This is a genomic window from Rhodocyclaceae bacterium (genome assembly GCA_020248265.1).
Lineage (GTDB): Bacteria > Pseudomonadota > Gammaproteobacteria > Burkholderiales > CAIKXV01 > CAIKXV01.
Map to the genome: position 1 here is coordinate 93140 of JADCHX010000021.1, position 15350 is coordinate 108489.

The following is a 15350-nucleotide window of genomic DNA, read 5'->3' on the forward strand; positions in this document are numbered from 1 at the left end:
CTCACGCCTGCAGGTTACAGTGCGATGAACCGCGGGGAAAGCCGCGAACCCGGTCGTGCCACTGTCGACGATGTGAAGAGACCATGCTCATCTGCCAGATTACCGATCTGCACATCAAGGCCGCTCGCCGCCGCGCTTATGGCGTGGTGGACACTGCGGCCATGCTCGAGGCCTGCGTGGCCGCGATCGCGGCGCTCGCGCCCCGCCCCGACGTGGTCGTCGCCACCGGCGACCTCGTCGACTACGGCCGCGACGACGAGTACGCGCTGCTGCGCGAGCTGCTCGCGCCCCTGCACATGCCGCTCTACCTGCTGCCGGGCAACCATGACGGCCGAGACGCGCTGCGACGCGCGTTCCCCGACCACCCCTGGCTGCGCCAGCACGACGAGTTCGTGCAATACGCGATCGACGAGTATCCGGTACGGCTGGTCGCGATCGATACCCAGGTGCCCGGGCACGGCCGCGGAGAGCTCTGCGCCCGCCGGCTCGACTGGCTCGAACACACGCTCGCCGCGCGAGCGGACGCACCGACCGTGGTGCTCATGCACCACCCGCCGTTTCGTACCGGCATCGCGCACATGGACCTGATCGGACTCGCCGGCGCGGACGAACTCGCGTGCGTGATCGCCCGCCATCCGCAGGTCGAACGATTGCTCTGCGGGCACCTGCACCGCTCGATCCACGCGCGCTTCGGCGGCACCGTGGCCTCGGTGTGCCCGAGCCCGGCGCATCAGATCGCGCTTGATCTCACCCCGGGCGCACGCGATGACTTCGTGCTCGAGCCGCCGGGCTACCAGCTGCACCAGTGGGACGGCATGCGCCTGGTGACCCATACTGCGGTGCTCGGCGACTGGGGGCCGCGCCACCCCTTCCGCCAGTCGGGGCGACTGATCGACTGACCGCCTGCGGTCTTTCGCCGCAGCTTATCCAGACAGGATCTCGTGCACCGCCTCGATGACACGCTGTTGCTGATCGTCGAGCCCGATCCACAGGGGCAAATTTACCAACTGGCGGATCGCGGTGGGCCCGCGTGCAGGGCAGAAGGTGTTCACGCTGCAGACGGTGGCCGCGCAGGGCGAGGCAGAAGCGCAGCGGCGCGGCGCAGGCTGGCGGGTTCTCGCTGCGCGCGGGCGTGTCGACCAAGCCCGGCCAGCGCGCGAAGCTCGAGCGGCGGTGTCGCTACGTGGGCCGGGCGCCGCTGGCGCAGGATCGGCAGCGACGGCATCATCGATCCGGATGGAGTCGGCGAAGTCCGGAGATCTCGGTGACACGTGGCGTCCGGGGCTGCCGCGGGCCTCGGCGAGGCCGCACGCGGGTGACCAGGGTCGGCAGGTCCCAGGTGCGGTCGGCGATACGTGACCGGGGATACCCCGCGACACCCCGCGGCGACAGGGCGGTATCCTTGCACGCATGTCCCTGCGCAAGCTCAAGGCCTGGGAAGACGCCGGCCTGCTCGACGCTGCCACCGCCGCGCGTATCCGCGACTGGGAGGCCGGGCACGCGCGACCGCTCGGACTGCGCGCCGTCATTGCCGTCGCCGTGCTGGCGATCGGCCTCGGGCTGGTCTCGGTGGTGGCCGCCAACTGGGATGCGATCCCCGGTCTCGCCCGGCTCGCGGTCCACTTCGCGCTCATCGCCGGGTGCGCGGTCGCCCTGCAGCGCCGGGACCACGACGCGCTGCTGTTCGTGCTGGGCATGCTGGGGCTCACCTTCTTCGGGCACCTGGGCCAGGTCTACCAGACGAGTTCGCCACTGCACGTGCCTCTGGGGCTATGGCTGCTGCTGTTCGCCCCCCTGCTGCTCGCCCGCGGCCGTGGCCACCTGATCGCGCTGCTGCTCGTCGTGACCCTCGCCGGGTTCGGATGGAGCTACGGCCTGTCCAGCCTGTCCTTCGCCGAGCGCTCGCCATCGGGCGATCCCACGCTGATGGCGGCCCGGGTGAGCCTTGCCTTCGCGATGCCAGTGCTGGTGGCCGGGCTCGCCGCGGTGGCGCTGGGTCGCAGCCGACGCGCGGGCCTGTGGCACTCGCTCAATCACCTCGCGCTCGCCTACGCCGCTGCGCTCGCCAGCGCCGCCGCGGTCGCCTGCGCGTTCATCGAGGGGCCCTCCAACCGCGAGGGCGAGCTCGCCGCAGCCGTCACTGCCGCGCTCACGCTGCTCGCCGCAGCCGCCCTGGTACGCGTGTTCGCGCGCGACACCCTCGGGCGCCTCGAGGCGCAGGTGTTCGCCGGCCTCGCGGCCGTGCCCTTGCTCGCCTGGCTGCTGAGTGGCCGCCAGACGATGGCCGCGCTCCTGTTCATGGGGCTGTGGGCAGGACTCGCCGCCGCCGCGTTGCGCGCCGGCTGGCGCGCGACCTTCCAGCAGGCCGTCGCGCTGATCGCGCTGCGCCTGGTCGTCCTGAGCTTCGAACTGGCCTCCGACCTGCTCACCAGCGGTGCGGGGCTGATCCTGGCCGGGCTGCTGGTGCTCGCGGTGGCCTGGTGCGCGTTGCGCATCGCCAACCGCTTCGCGCCCGCCCGCCCCGAGCCTCCGGGGGACCGCCGCGCATGAACCGGCCGAGTCATCGCACGCTGCTTCGCCTCGCCACGCTCGCGCTGCCGCTGCTCGGGCTGGGGGGCGTCTGGGCCATTGCCCACAGCCGTGCTCAGCAAGGCACCGAGTGGGAGGTCCCGGTCGCCGGTGTCGATCCGCGCGACCTGCTGCGCGGGCACTACATCGTCTATCGCTACCGCTGGCCCGGGCTGCCCGAGGGCGCCGCATCGGGCAGCTCCGGCGAGCTGTGCCTCGTCGGTACCCCGCCCCGGATCGAGGCGGTCACCCGGGCCGACCGGTCTTGCGCGCAGCCGGTCCGCGAGCCGGGCCCGGGTCGTGGACTCTCGACCGGTCGCCTCTACATTCCCCAGGACAAGGCCCCCGGCCTGGAGCGGCAGCTGGCGGACCCGTCGCTGCAGGGCGTGCTGCGCATGCGCGTGCGGGCCGACGGCCAGATCACCCCGCTTGCCCTCGAGTTCATGCCGCGTCCGGAGCCGGTGCCTCGGGACTAGCCCCGCTGAGCGAGCGCGTGGGCCGCCCAGTCGAGCAGGTCGTCGACCACCTGCTGGGAGGCGACGATCAGCGCACTCACCGCGCCAGGGGCATCGGGCGTGGCGCAGGGCCGTTCACTGGAGAAGGCTCGCTGGGCGATCGGCGCACGCGTGAGCGCAGAGAGCAGGCTCGCGCGAACGCGGACCACCGCGCGGGCCTGGTCCGGCGCGTCGAACCACTGCGCGAACTCGGTGAGGTCCACGCGCAGCATGGCCACCGGCGCAGCCCCCTCGACCGCGTGCACGCGCGCCGAGCCGCCTCGGGCTGCCGCCCGCTCGCGCAGCCGCTCGGCGAGCAGCGCCGACGGGGCCGCCGCCCAGCCGGTGCCGGCGTAGGTCCGCAGGCGACCCGGGGTCTCCCACAGCAGGCGGTAGGCGAGCGCGTGGCCATCCAGCCAGTCGGGCGCAGCCACGGTACCGATGGCCACCGGCGCGGGCAGCATCGCGGCCGTGGCAGGCAGGGGGGCTGCCGGACCGAAGTCGTGGCGCGCTGGCGCCACCGGACGTTCCGGCACCAGTGTGCAGCCGACCAGCGGCAGCCACGCGCTGGCTACAACGAGACGCCGGCGCGTGGCGCCCGACGGGGAGAACGGGTGATTCATCGTGTGCACCTCGTCTGAGGGGACGGGTGGGCGCTTGTCGCTGCGGCCTGCACGGCGCTCACCGGGGTGGCCATGGTGGGGTCACGTACCCGATCTCCCCGGGCCCGGGCGCGGCGGGGCTCCGCCCGAACAGCAGGCTGTGCGGCTGTGACTGCAGATCGACGACGGCCCGCTCGATCGCGCGCGCGTTGCGTGCGAGTTCATCCATGAACGACGACATCTGCGGCCAGGCGACGTTGAGCAGGGTGTCGCTGGCCGCGCGCCCGCCCTCGCCCATACGCTCGGCTGCGCGCAGCGCGCGTTCTACGTCGTTCAGCCGCGCGCCCGCCTCGCGCGTGAGCGTGGTGAGTTCCCCTGCGAGCTGCTCGACGCGGCGCAGCGAACCTCCCGCCTCGCGCACCAGGCTGCCCGAAGCGTCGACCACCGGCCCGGCGCGCTCGGCGAGCGCCGCCAGCCGCTCGCCGGCGCGCTGCGCGGAGAGCAGCGTCGCGCTCACGCGAGCGAGGTTGTCGTCGGAGAGCAGCCGCGACACGCGAGCGGCCACCTCCTCGAGGTCGGCGATCAGTTCCGGTCCGCTGGCGCGCAACTGGTCGAGCAGCGACGGGTCCATCGGGATGCGCGGCGGATTCGCGGGGTCGGGCACCAGCCGCTCGGCGGCACTACCGCCGTCGCTGAGGCTCACGTGCGCGATGCCGGTCACGCCCTGGAAGCCGAGCCGGGCGCGGGTTTCACGGGTGATCGGGGCGCCGCGGTCGACGCGGATCGACACCAGGATCTGGCGGGGGTTCTCGGGGTCGAAGCGGACCGACTCAACCCGCCCGATCTGCACGCCACGCAGCCGTACCGGTGCCTGGGAACCCAGCCCGCTCACCGAACCGGTGGTCACCAGCAGGTAGCGATCGCGCGGCTCGTCGGTGTCGCGCAGCCAGAAATACGCCACCGCCACCGCCACGCTGAGCAGGAGCACGAACAGGCCGGCGAGCAGCGCGTGTGAACGATCTTCCATCTTCGTATTGTGACGGGTTTGTCAGTCGGCCGCGCGCGCCGCAGCGGTGTCTCCGGGGGCGACCGACGGCGGGCTCGCGGCGAAGAACGCGGCGACCGCCGGATCGTCCAGGGCCGCCACCTCGGCCACCGGGCCGATGGCTGCAATGCGCCCATGCGCGAGTACCGCCACGCGATCGGCCAGTGCCTCGACCGTCTCGCGGTCGTGCGTGATGATCACCACGGTGGGGGCCAGTTCGGCGGCCAGTTCGCGCAATAGCCCGACGAAGCTGCGGGCCAGCACCGGATCGAGCCCTGCGGTGGGTTCGTCGAGGAACAGCAGTTCGGGGTCGAGGGCGATCGCGCGGGCAAGCCCCACCCGGCGCGCCATGCCACCTGACAGCTGGGATGGACGCTTGCCATGGTGTTCCGGCCCGATGCCGACCATCGACAGCTTGAGCGCGGCCACGTCGCGCACCAGCGCGTCGTCGAGGCAGCGCAGTTCGCGCAGCGGCAGCGCGACGTTGTCCAGCGCACCGAGCGCCGAGAACAGCCCGCCCTGCTGGAACAGCACGCCCCAGCGCGCACGCACCGCCGCCAGCGCGTCTGGCCCGGCCGTCGCGAGTTCGGTTCCGAACACCGCGATCCGTCCGGCTGCCGGGCGCTCCAGCCCCAGCAACTGGCGCAGCAGGGTGGTCTTGCCGCTGCCCGAGCCCCCCACCACCGCCAGCACCTCGCCCCGGTGTACCTGCAGCGAGAGGTCACGATGCACCGTCTGGCTGCCGAAGCGCGTCTCGAGCTGCGCGACTTCCAGCACGATCTCCGCCGGACCGTTCATCGCCGCAGCCCCATGCCGGAGAAGGCGACCGCGAACACCGCGTCGGCGAGGATCACCACGGTGATCGAGATGACCACCGATGCGGTGACACTGCGCCCGAGGCTTGCGGTGTCGGGCCGGGTGCGCAGGCCGAAGTGGCAGGCCACGATGGCCACGAGCACGCCGAACACCACGCCCTTCAGCAGCCCGATGCCGACATTGAGGAGCGGCAACGTCACTCGCAGCCGCTCGATGAACTGCCCGGCGGACAGCCCGAGTTCGACCTGGGCGGCGAGCACGCCCCCGGCCAGTGTCGCCACGCTCGTCCAGGCCACCAGCAGCGGGACCACGATCGCGAGCGCCAGCACGCGCGGCAGCACGAGCCGCAGGCCGTGCGCGATGCCCAGCACCGTCATCGCGTCCAGTTCCTGATTGAGCCGCATCACGCCGATCTGCGCCGTGATCGCCGAGCCAGAACGCCCGGCCACCAGGATCGCCGCGAGCATCGGACCCAGCTCGCGCACGACCGTGATGCCCAGCAGGTTGACGATGAACACGTCGGCACCGAATTGCTGCAACTGCCTGCCGGACAGGTAGCAGAACACGACGCCGACGAGAAAGCCGACCAGCGCGGTGATCGGCAGCGCCTGCGCGCCAGTGCGGAACACCGCTGCGGACAGGTCGCGCCAGGGCAGGCGCGACGGCCGGACGGCCACGCGCGCGAGATCGAGCATGCACTGGCCGGTCAAGGCGACCAGATCGACCGCGTGGGACAGCACCTGCCGGGCCTGAGACTCCTCCGAGGCGGCCCGGTCTTCCGGCGTCGTGGCGGTCTCGCCGCGCGTCGCTGCAGCCGCCGTGAGCCGCGCGAACAGCGCGCGCTGCTCGGGTCGCAGATCGATCCGGGCCGGCAGACGCCGCCCCCAGGCGCGCCACAGCAGCACCGCGCCCAGGCTGTCGAGCCGCGCCAGTTCGCGCAGGTCCCAGCCGGCCTGCGGGTGGCGCGCGACCAGACCGTCGAGATCCGCCGCGATTTCCTTCTGGCGCGCCGCCAGCGCCTGGAGGTGCCATCGCCCGCTCAGGCGCACCGCGACCGGCTGCCCCGTGTCCGGTGCCTCTACTCGCCAGGCGGCAGCTCCGTGCCCCTGCTCGACCTGACTGCTGCCCGACACCATCGCCGCCTTTCCGTTCTTTCGACCCCGCGATCATGCCACCCGCGGGCCGCTTGGCTGTCCGGATCGACAGAGAACAGCCTGGGTGGTGATCCCCAGCTGCCGTTCGTGACGCAGTGACGGCGCGTGCGGCGCTGGTTGCCGATCCGCTTGCGGCAATGTGGAATTGGTGGAATTGGGGTCAAGTCTTGAATGGAATTGGGGTCAAGTCTTGAGTTTTGCATCGGCGCGATGACGGCCCAACCGCGGGTCCCGCAGTAACCTGCCCCGCGTCACCCTGGACATGCATCAGAGGTAGCCCAGCGAGTCGCACAGTGATCGTCGGACTCTGGTTGGAAGCAACAGGCAAGACTTGACCCCAATTCGCCTGTCGGTTGAAGAGACTTCAACTTGCCGGGGCCGCGCATCCAGAGCATCCTCGGGCACCGCGACCGCGAGGAACCTTCCATGCCCCGTCCGCTCACCCCGCCGACCGCTCCGCGCGCGGTGCCGGTCACCCGCCGTGCGGCAACCCCGCTGCCTGCCCTGCGCGGGGCCGTCGCCGTGATACTCGTGCTGGCCGCCGGCACGCTTGCCGCCCAGCCGTGGCCGGCACGCCCGCTGAGGCTGATCGTTCCGCTGGCTGCGGGGGGCACCGGCGACACCCTCGCGCGCGATGTCGCGCAGGCGATGGAACCCTTGCTGGGCGTGCCGATCACGGTGGAGAACCGGGCGGGTGCCAACGGCATCCTTGGCATGGAGGTGGTGGCCAAGGCGGCCGCCGACGGTTACACGCTGGTCATGGGGGGCGTGGGTCCCGTGGCCATCAATCCCGCCCTCTATCCGAAGCTGCCCTTCAACGTCGAGCGCGACTTCACCGCCATCGTGCAGGTAGCCGACACCACCTCGGTGCTGGTAGTGCCGGCGGCGCTACCGGTGAAGACGCTGAAGGACCTGATCGCGCTGGCGAAGAAGCGCCCCGGGGAACTCTTCTATTCCTCGTCCGGGTCGGGCTCGACGCCCCACCTGAATGCCGCGCTGTTCGCCACGATGGCGGGCATCGACATCCAGCACGTGCCGTACAAGGGTTCGACGCCCGGGCGGACGGCGCTGCTCGGCGGCGAGGTTTCGCTGATGGTCGACGGTCTGCTGCCGTCGCTGCCGTTCATCGAGTCCGGCCGCTTTCGCGCGCTGGGTATCACCTCGGCGGCACGCTCGCCCGCCGCCCCGCAGGTGCCGACCATCGCCGAGACGTTGCCCGGGTACCAGGCCGACATCTGGTACGGGCTTCTCGGGCCGGCAGGCACGCCGCGCGAGGTGGTCGACCGGATCAATGCAGCGGCCAACAAGGCGCTCGCAAGTGCCGAGCTTCGCGCGCGGCTCGCGAAACTGGGGGCCACCGTGGCCGGTGGCTCGCCCGAGGCCTTCGCGAAGCACATCGCGCGCGAGATCCCGAAGTGGGCGAAGGTGGTCAAGGCCACCGGTGCGCGGATCGACTGAACCGGCATTTGCGCCGCCTGCGTCTGGTGCACCATCGGCGAGAAGGTGATCGTGCTGGAGCTTGCGGAACGCGGAATTGGAATTGGGTCTTTGGAATTGAGGAATTGTGAGGAATTGGGGTCAGGTCTTGAGTTTTGCGTCGACGCGATGAACACCCGACCTCGCTTGAGTTTCGCGTCGATGCAAAACTCAAGACCCCCTGACGCCCCCTGACGGCTCCCCCTGACGGCGAATCTGGCGATCGCGGCACAGCGCGAAGCCGGCGTAGCGCAGGCTTGGATGTCGGTGGACCACACGGGTCTTTCTCGAGCAAGTCGTACCGCGCGATTGCAGCGATGCGATCATCGCGCACCTCGCCTATCCGGCGGGACAAACGGACACGGTCAGTATTCCCTGCCGGCATGGTGCATGCCAGACCGCATCTTGAGCGCCGGCGCTGCAACGGCTACAGTCGATGCATGCCAGCGGCCCGGTTGATTGGCAGACGGGCCGCGGCAGACGAGGAGAGGCGCAGTGGCAAGGCTGGAAGGAAAGGTGGTCTGCCTCACCGGTGCCGGTGCCGGCATCGCGAAGGCGACCGCGCGTGCCTGTGCGCGCGAAGGCGCGGGCGTCGCGCTGTTCGAGATCGACCGGGCGCTGGGTGAAGCCGCGGCGCGCCAGATCGTCGAGGAGGGCGGCCGTGCGCTGTTCGTGCACACCGACGTGACGCAGGATGACAGCGTGCGCGATGCGATCGCGGCGACTGCGAGTGAATTCGGCCGCATCGACGTACTGTTCAACTGCGCTGGCGGCTCGTCGCAGGATGACCGTCCGGTGCACGAGATGGACCTTGATGTCTGGCACCGTACGATGGCGCTGAACCTGCTGCATCCGTTCCTGATGTGCCGCCACGGCATCCCGCACATGATGAAGGCTGGCAGCGGATCGATCATCAACGTCACCTCGCATCTCGGGCTGGTCGGCTCGGTGAAGCCGGCCTATGCCGCGACCAAGGGCGGCATCATCTCGTTCACGAAGACGCTGGCCGCGCAGTACGTGGCCCATGGCATCCGCGCCAACGCGATCGCGCCCGGCTCGGTGCGCACCGAGCGGGCGATCGGCCGCTACGAGGGCGGCGGCCTCGATCCCGCTTCGCCGGCGGCGCGCGAGCGGGCGACGTTCCAGAAGCTGTACCCATTTTCGAAGGGCGAGCCGGACGACATCGCGCCGATCGCCGTGTTCCTGGCCTCCGACGAATCGCGGATGCTGACCGGCACTACCATCGCCGCCGATGGCGGGCGGTCGAGTTACCTGAAGGTGTATGCGGGCGACTGACCTGCGGCACCGTGCCATGCCCTGCATGGCCCAGCGAGGAGAGCATGCGATGACCCCTGTAACTGCCGCCGGCGCCCAGAAGCCCGGCCCGATCGAAGTCGTACTGGCCCGTGCCGCACTGGGTGCCGAAGTGCGCGGCGTCGACCTCACGAAGATCGACGATGCGATGTTCGACCGGCTGCACGACATCTGGCTGGAGAACCTGCTGCTCGTGTTCCGCGGCCAGCGTTTCGCCGCAGAGGACTTAGTCACGCTGGTACGCCGCTTCGGCACGCCGGTGACCTCGTCGGCGCTGCACAAGCGCGGCCTCGAAGAGCGCACCGCGAACAAGGTGTTCAACCTGCCGCCGGAGGTGACAGTCGTCACCAACGTCAAGGAGAATGGCAAGTCGGTCGGTATCCTCGGCGATGGCGAGGTGGTCTGGCATTCCGACTTCTCGTTCAAGGAAGCGCCGACCGCCGCGCGCATGCTGCTCGCCGTCGAGATACCGCCCGCAGGCGGCCTCACCTACTTCACCAACTGCTACGCGGCCTACGACACGCTGCCGGACGCGATGAAGCGCCGCTTGAGCGGCATGACCATCAAGCAGGCCAACATCGTCGACACCGCGATGCAGGTCCGGCCGGGTGCCTCGCTCGACATGGACATCCGCGAGGTGCCGGGGCCCAGCCATCCGGTGATCTCGACGCATCCGGAGACCGGCCGTAACATGATCTTCCTCGGCCGCCGCCACGGTGCCTACGTGAACGGACTGTCGCTGGAGGACTCCGAGGCGCTGCTGGATGAACTGTGGGCGCACACGGTGCAGCCGAAGTTCACCTATGTGCATGAATGGGCGGTCGGCGACGTGGTCGTGTGGGACAACCGCGCGACGCTGCACAGGCGCGACGCGTTCCAGTCCGACAGCCGGCGTGTGCTGTATGCGGCTCAGGTGGAGGGACACCGGCCTTGCGAGGCGGCCGACGCGCTCGCGCTGCCAGCGCATGCGCGGTACGCACAGACGGCTGTCGCGTGATGCGCGCCATCGCAACGGCCTTGGCCGCGTTATCCCTCGTGGCGTCGCCTGCCCTCGCGCAGCCCTTCCCGTCGAAACCGGTGCGCATCGTCGTCGGCTTCGGTGCCGGCGGCGGCACCGACATCGCGGCACGCTCGATCGCCCAGAAGCTCACCGAGAGCTTCGGCAGCAACTTCATCGTCGACAACCGGCCCGGCGCCGCCGGGAACCTCGCCGGGGACATCGTCGCGCGCGCGCCGGCCGACGGCCACACGATGCTGATGGCCAATTCGACCATCGCCATCCCGAGCCTGTCTGCGAAGCCGCCGTTCGACATCCGCAAGGACTTCATTCCGCTGAGCCTGGTGGCGCTAGGGCCTTCGGTGCTGGTCGTGCATCCCAGCCTGCCGGTGAAGGATCTGAAGGGGCTGATCGCGCTGGCGAAGTCCAAGCCGGGCGAACTGTCGTTCGGTTCCGGCGGCATCGGCAACATCACCCACCTGGCGATGGAACTGATGCTGTCCCAGGCTGTCGTGCGCATGGTGCACATCCCGTACAAGGGTGGCGCACCGTCGGTGGTCGGACTGGTGTCGGGCGAGGTCGCGACGCTGTTCACTTCGATACCGACCGCACTGCCGATGATCAACGCCGGCAAGATGCGCGCGATCGGCGTGTCGATCTCGAACCGCAACCCGGCGCTGCCCAACGTGCCGACGCTGGCCGAGGCCGGCCTGCCCGGCTACTACGCGGCCTCCTGGTATGGGTTGCTGCTGCCCTCGGGTGTGCCGAAGCCGGTGGTTGACGTGCTGTCGAAGGAGATCGTCGCCGCGATGCAGGTGCCCGCGGTGCGAGAGAGCATGGTCCGGCAGGGCTTCGAGCCGGTCGGCAACGCCCCCGACGAATTCGCCCGCTTCATCCGCGAGGAGATCCCGCGCTGGGAGCGCGTGGTGAAGGCGGCCGGCATCAAGCCTGAGTAGACGGAGCAAGCCATGTACGTATCGACTATCCCGCAGGATGCCGCGTTCGATTATGTGATCGTCGGATCGGGCTCTTCGGGCTGCGCGGTCGCCAACCGCCTGAGCGCCGACGGGCGGCACCAGGTGCTGCTGATCGAAGCCGGCGGCCGTGACAACAACATCAACATCCAGGTGCCGCTGATGGTGGCCAACGTGCTCAACAGCACGCGCTGGACCTGGCCCTACGAGACCGAGCCGCAGGTGCACCTGAACGGCAAGCCGCAGAAGTGGTCGCGCGGGCGCGTGATCGGCGGATCGAGTTCGATCAACGGCAACCTGTTCGTGCGCGGGGATCCGGCCGAGTACGATGCCTGGCGCGACCGGATGGATTGTACGGGCTGGGGCTACGAAGACCTGCTGCCGATCTTCAAGCGGCTGGAGGACTTCCCCGAGGGTGACCCGGCGGTGCGCGGACGGGGAGGCCCGATCCACTGCACCCGGCTCGACCGCTTCGATGCGCTGGCCGATGCGTTCGTCGGTGCCTGCACCGAAGCAGGCTATCCGTACCTGCCCGACTACAATGACGGCAGCTATGAAGGCGCGTTCTACCTGCAGTACTCGACCCGCAAGGGCCTGCGCAACAGTTCCGCGGCGGGTTACCTGCGCCCGGCGATCCGCCGGCCGAACCTCACCGTGCTCACCGAGGCGGTTGCGACGCGCGTGCTGATGGATGGCAAGGTCGCCACCGGCGTGGAGTACCGTCAGGGCGACCAGATCCGCGCCGTGAAGGCGCGCCGGGAGGTGGTCCTGTCGGCCGGACCGCTGGCTTCGCCGCACCTGCTTGAACTGTCCGGCATCGGCAACCCGGACCTCCTGCAGCGCTTCGGCATCCCGCTGGTGCACGCGCTGCCGGGCGTCGGCGAAAACCTGCGTGACCATCCGAACTCGCGCATGACCTTCGAGTGCAGCCAGCCGATCACGATCAACGACGTGCTGCGTAACCCGATCCGGAAGATGCGCGAAGGCCTGCGCTTCATCCTGAAGCGGGAAGGGCTGCTGACGATCTGCTCGGCCAGCGCACAGATGAACTACCGGGTGATGCCGGATGCGAAGCGGCCCGACATGGTGCTGCGACTGCTGCCGCTGTCGGGGAAGGACCGTTATGCGCGGACCGCCCGCTACGGTCTCGATCCGTTCCCGGGCTTCACCTTCGGCGTCACCGTGCTGCAGCCACGCTCGACCGGGACGGTGCACCTGCAGTCGCCGGATCCGCTGAAGCAGGCGAGCATGGATCCGAAGTACCTGTCGAACGAGAGCGACGCGATGATGTTCCTCGCCGGCATGCGCATCGCCCGCAAGGTCGCGCAGATGCCCGCGCTCGGGTCGATGATCGTGCGCGAGACGCGGCCGGGACCGGAGGTCGACGATGATCAGGGCCTGCTAGAGTACATGCGCGGCACGATCCAGACGAGCTGGCACATGGTCGGCACGACGAAGATGGGCGTCGACGACGCGGCGGTGGTCGACCCGCAGCTGCGCGTGCGTGGGGTGGATCGCCTGCGCGTCATCGACTCTGGCATCTGCCCGACCATCCCGTCGTCGAACACCAACATCCCCGCGATCGCCATCGGCGAGAAGGGCGCGGACCTCGTGCTGGCGGCCGCTGGCTGAGGGCGCAGCATCCACATGCAGGACCTATCGAGGGAGTGATCGACATGGACTCGCGCCTTTCCCGCAGGTCGCCGCACCCGGCTGCGGCGGTTCCCGCGCTGCTCGCGGCGGCAGTGGCATGCACGGCTGGCAGTGCCCTGGCCCAGGCACCTGCCTGGCCGTCGAAGCCGGTGCGCATCGTCGTCGGTTTCGTGCCGGGTGGTGCCACCGACACCATCGGCCGCACGGTCGCGCAGCAGCTCGGCGAGCGGTTCGGGCGCACCGTGGTCGTCGAGAACCGCGCCGGCGCGAGTGGCACGATCGCCGCCGAGTTCGTCGCGCGCGCACCGGCGGACGGCTACACCATGATCATGGCCACCCAGACCACGCATGCCGTGGTGCCCTACATGATGCCGAAGCTGCCCTACGACCCGATCAGGGATTTCACGCCAGTCGTGATCGCCGCGCAGAACACGCTGCTGGTCGTGGTGACGCCGTCGATGCCGGTGAAATCGATCAAGGACCTGGTGGCACTCGCCCGCACCCGGCCCGGTGAACTCTCGTTCGCGACTGGTGGCGTGGGCTCTTCGCCCCACATGGCCGGGGAACTCTTCGCGCGGATGGCGAAGGTGCAGATGACACCGGTGTTCTACAAGGGCGATGCCGCTGCCGTGGTGGACGTGATCGGCGGCCGGGTGCCGATCATGTTCCTCAACATCACAAACATGATCCAGCACATCAGAGCCGGCAAGCTGCGCGGGCTGGCGGTCACGGCGGGCAAGCGCTCGGCGATCCTGCCGGAGTTCCCGACCGTCGCCGAGGGCGGCCTGCCGGGCTTCGAGGTCGTCACCTGGTTCGGGCTGCTGGCACCGGCGGGCACGCCGGCCGACGTGGTCTCGCGCATCAACCGCGACACAAACCAGGCCCTCGCGGTGCCTGCGGTGCGCGAACAGATGGCGACGCTTGGGATCGAGCCGGTGGGTGGAACGCCGGAGCAGTTCGCCGCGCTGCTGAAGGAAGAGAACGCCCGCTGGAGCCGGATGGTCGGCGACCTCCGCCTGCGCACCGATTGAACAGGATGGCTACATGATCGAACGCATCGAGATCCACGTCACCGCGCTGTCGACGCGCCTGAAACGCATCTTCGCCAGCGGCACCTACGACACCGGGCCGGACGACAGCATCACCAGCAAGCCGGTGCTGGTGAAGGTGCATGCCGACGGCGTGGTCGGCTACGGGCAGATCCGCCCGATCAGCCCCGGCCACTTCGTCGCCGACACCACGCAGAGCATGGTGGCGGCGATCCGTGAGTTCTACGGCCCGGCGATGATCGGGCGGTCGCTGTTCGACAGCGAGTCGATCAACGAGATGTTCGACAACCGCCTCGCCGGCAACCCGGCCGCACGCGCGGTGCTCGACATCGCGGTGCGCGACGCGCAGGGCAAGGCGCTCGGCCGGCCGGTGCACGATCTGATCGGTGGCTGCTGCCAGCCGCGTATCCCGCTGGAGTGGTCGGTCAGCATGGCCCAGGACGTGCAGACGGTGATCGATGAATCGCTGCGTGCGGTGAACGAGTTCGGCATCCGCGTGCTGTGCCTGAAGATGGCCGACCGGCGCGGCTGGCGCCATGACGTGAAGGTGTTCGCTGCGGTGCGCGCGGCTGTGGGCGACGAGGTGATGATCGGCATCGATCCGAATACCGGCTGGACGCTCGCCGACAGCCTGCTCGCCATCGCGGAGCTCAAGCCGATGGGCCTGGGCTACATCGAGCAGCCGATCGAACGCCGGGACCTGCGCGGGTTGGCGCAGATCCGCCAGGCGGCCGGGGGCGTGCCCGTGATGGCCGACGAGGGCGTGTTCACGCTGCAGGACGCATGGGCGCTCGCAGAGGCGCGCGCGGTCGATGCGCTGTGCATCAAGCTGTACAAGGTCGGCGGCCTCACGGCTGGCAAGAAGATCGCCGCGGTAGCCGAGGCGGCGAACGTGCAGCTCAATTGCGGCGGGCTGGCGGTGCAGTCGCAACTCGAGGCGGCTGCCGGTGCGCACTTCTATGCCAGCACGCCGGCCGCGCGCATGATGGGTGCCGCCGAGTTCGTGTTCGGCCTGAACGCGCATGTGAAGGATCCGCTGTGCCCGGAGAGCGAGTTCCGGGTGCGCGACGGCCATGTCGATGTGCCGAAGGGGGCCGGCCTGGGCGTGCACATCGACGAGGCGCTGCTGAAGAAGAACACGCTGCTGCACGAGCGGATCGGCTGAGACGGGTCGGGTCCGTCGAAGAGCGTCAGTCGAAGAGCGTCAG

14 protein-coding genes are annotated in these 15350 nt (G+C 69.8%); 10 read left to right on the forward strand and 4 right to left on the reverse strand.

Translation table 11 applies throughout. The features are described 5' to 3' along the window. The first annotated feature begins 83 nt into the window (after positions 1-83). The 3 genes from ING98_17405 to ING98_17415 all read left to right on the forward strand — a co-directional run bounded on the left by ING98_17405 (position 84) and on the right by ING98_17415 (position 3044). The gene (locus tag ING98_17405; protein ID MCA3103647.1) at positions 84-899 is read left to right on the forward strand and encodes a phosphodiesterase; all 816 of its coding nucleotides are present in this window, start codon (positions 84-86) and stop codon (positions 897-899) included. A 511-nt stretch (positions 900-1410) separates the two neighbouring features. Continuing rightward, positions 1411-2550, forward strand: coding sequence for a DUF2157 domain-containing protein (locus ING98_17410; protein ID MCA3103648.1), 1140 nt, complete (start codon positions 1411-1413; stop codon positions 2548-2550). After that, on the forward strand, positions 2547-3044 hold the full coding sequence (locus ING98_17415) for a GDYXXLXY domain-containing protein (GenBank protein ID MCA3103649.1): 498 nt from the start codon (positions 2547-2549) through the stop codon (positions 3042-3044). Before ING98_17410 ends, ING98_17415 begins: the two co-directional genes overlap by 4 nt. Here ING98_17415 and ING98_17420 read toward each other — a convergent pair. Genes ING98_17420 through ING98_17435 form a run of 4 tightly spaced genes read right to left on the reverse strand, consistent with a single transcriptional unit; the run spans position 3041 to position 6661 of the window. Further along, the gene (locus ING98_17420) at positions 3041-3685 is read right to left on the reverse strand and encodes a membrane integrity-associated transporter subunit PqiC (protein ID MCA3103650.1); all 645 of its coding nucleotides are present in this window, start codon (positions 3683-3685) and stop codon (positions 3041-3043) included. The genes ING98_17415 and ING98_17420 overlap by 4 nt on opposite strands. Before the next feature lie 58 nt (positions 3686-3743). Further along, positions 3744-4691 carry an MCE family protein gene (locus ING98_17425; protein MCA3103651.1) on the reverse strand — a complete coding sequence of 316 codons (948 nt, stop codon included), beginning with the start codon at positions 4689-4691 and terminating at the stop codon, positions 3744-3746. 21 nt (positions 4692-4712) lie between these two features. Further along, positions 4713-5507 (reverse strand): ATP-binding cassette domain-containing protein, encoded by a 795-nt coding sequence (locus ING98_17430; protein MCA3103652.1) that lies wholly within the window; start codon positions 5505-5507, stop codon positions 4713-4715. Continuing rightward, on the reverse strand, positions 5504-6661 hold the full coding sequence (locus ING98_17435) for an ABC transporter permease (GenBank protein MCA3103653.1): 1158 nt from the start codon (positions 6659-6661) through the stop codon (positions 5504-5506). Before ING98_17435 ends, ING98_17430 begins: the two co-directional genes overlap by 4 nt. 444 nt (positions 6662-7105) lie before the next feature. On the opposite strand from ING98_17435, the gene ING98_17440 reads away from it, so the two are divergent. The 7 genes from ING98_17440 to ING98_17470 all read left to right on the forward strand — a co-directional run bounded on the left by ING98_17440 (position 7106) and on the right by ING98_17470 (position 15307). After that, positions 7106-8137: a tripartite tricarboxylate transporter substrate binding protein gene (locus ING98_17440; GenBank protein ID MCA3103654.1), complete on the forward strand. Its 1032-nt coding sequence runs from the start codon at positions 7106-7108 to the stop codon at positions 8135-8137. A gap of 513 nt (positions 8138-8650) precedes the next feature. Continuing rightward, the gene (locus ING98_17445) at positions 8651-9451 is read left to right on the forward strand and encodes an SDR family oxidoreductase (GenBank protein MCA3103655.1); all 801 of its coding nucleotides are present in this window, start codon (positions 8651-8653) and stop codon (positions 9449-9451) included. Positions 9452-9500: 49 nt separating this feature from the next. Continuing rightward, positions 9501-10466, forward strand: a complete 966-nt coding sequence (locus ING98_17450; GenBank protein ID MCA3103656.1) for a TauD/TfdA family dioxygenase — start codon at positions 9501-9503, stop codon at positions 10464-10466. Then, entirely contained in the window at positions 10466-11422 is a 957-nt protein-coding gene (locus ING98_17455) for a tripartite tricarboxylate transporter substrate binding protein (GenBank protein ID MCA3103657.1), read from the forward strand. Before ING98_17450 ends, ING98_17455 begins: the two co-directional genes overlap by 1 nt. Positions 11423-11434: 12 nt before the next feature. Further along, complete coding sequence (locus ING98_17460) at positions 11435-13072, forward strand: GMC family oxidoreductase N-terminal domain-containing protein (GenBank protein MCA3103658.1); 1638 nt, start codon at positions 11435-11437, stop codon at positions 13070-13072. A gap of 44 nt (positions 13073-13116) precedes the next feature. Next, positions 13117-14124 (forward strand): tripartite tricarboxylate transporter substrate binding protein, encoded by a 1008-nt coding sequence (locus tag ING98_17465; protein MCA3103659.1) that lies wholly within the window; start codon positions 13117-13119, stop codon positions 14122-14124. Positions 14125-14137: 13 nt separating this feature from the next. After that, complete coding sequence (locus tag ING98_17470) at positions 14138-15307, forward strand: hypothetical protein (GenBank protein MCA3103660.1); 1170 nt, start codon at positions 14138-14140, stop codon at positions 15305-15307. Positions 15308-15350 lie beyond the last annotated feature (43 nt).

Coding starts and splice junctions, on each gene's coding strand:
- ING98_17435 (MCA3103653.1), bottom strand. CDS start 6,661: ATGGTGTCGGGCAGCAGTCAGGTCGAGCAGGGGCACGGAGCTGCCGCC.
- ING98_17405 (MCA3103647.1), top strand. CDS start 84: ATGCTCATCTGCCAGATTACCGATCTGCACATCAAGGCCGCTCGCCGC.
- ING98_17460 (MCA3103658.1), top strand. CDS start 11,435: ATGTACGTATCGACTATCCCGCAGGATGCCGCGTTCGATTATGTGATC.
- ING98_17425 (MCA3103651.1), bottom strand. CDS start 4,691: ATGGAAGATCGTTCACACGCGCTGCTCGCCGGCCTGTTCGTGCTCCTG.
- ING98_17415 (MCA3103649.1), top strand. CDS start 2,547: ATGAACCGGCCGAGTCATCGCACGCTGCTTCGCCTCGCCACGCTCGCG.
- ING98_17440 (MCA3103654.1), top strand. CDS start 7,106: ATGCCCCGTCCGCTCACCCCGCCGACCGCTCCGCGCGCGGTGCCGGTC.
- ING98_17455 (MCA3103657.1), top strand. CDS start 10,466: ATGCGCGCCATCGCAACGGCCTTGGCCGCGTTATCCCTCGTGGCGTCG.
- ING98_17410 (MCA3103648.1), top strand. CDS start 1,411: ATGTCCCTGCGCAAGCTCAAGGCCTGGGAAGACGCCGGCCTGCTCGAC.
- ING98_17430 (MCA3103652.1), bottom strand. CDS start 5,507: ATGAACGGTCCGGCGGAGATCGTGCTGGAAGTCGCGCAGCTCGAGACG.
- ING98_17470 (MCA3103660.1), top strand. CDS start 14,138: ATGATCGAACGCATCGAGATCCACGTCACCGCGCTGTCGACGCGCCTG.
- ING98_17450 (MCA3103656.1), top strand. CDS start 9,501: ATGACCCCTGTAACTGCCGCCGGCGCCCAGAAGCCCGGCCCGATCGAA.
- ING98_17420 (MCA3103650.1), bottom strand. CDS start 3,685: ATGAATCACCCGTTCTCCCCGTCGGGCGCCACGCGCCGGCGTCTCGTT.
- ING98_17465 (MCA3103659.1), top strand. CDS start 13,117: ATGGACTCGCGCCTTTCCCGCAGGTCGCCGCACCCGGCTGCGGCGGTT.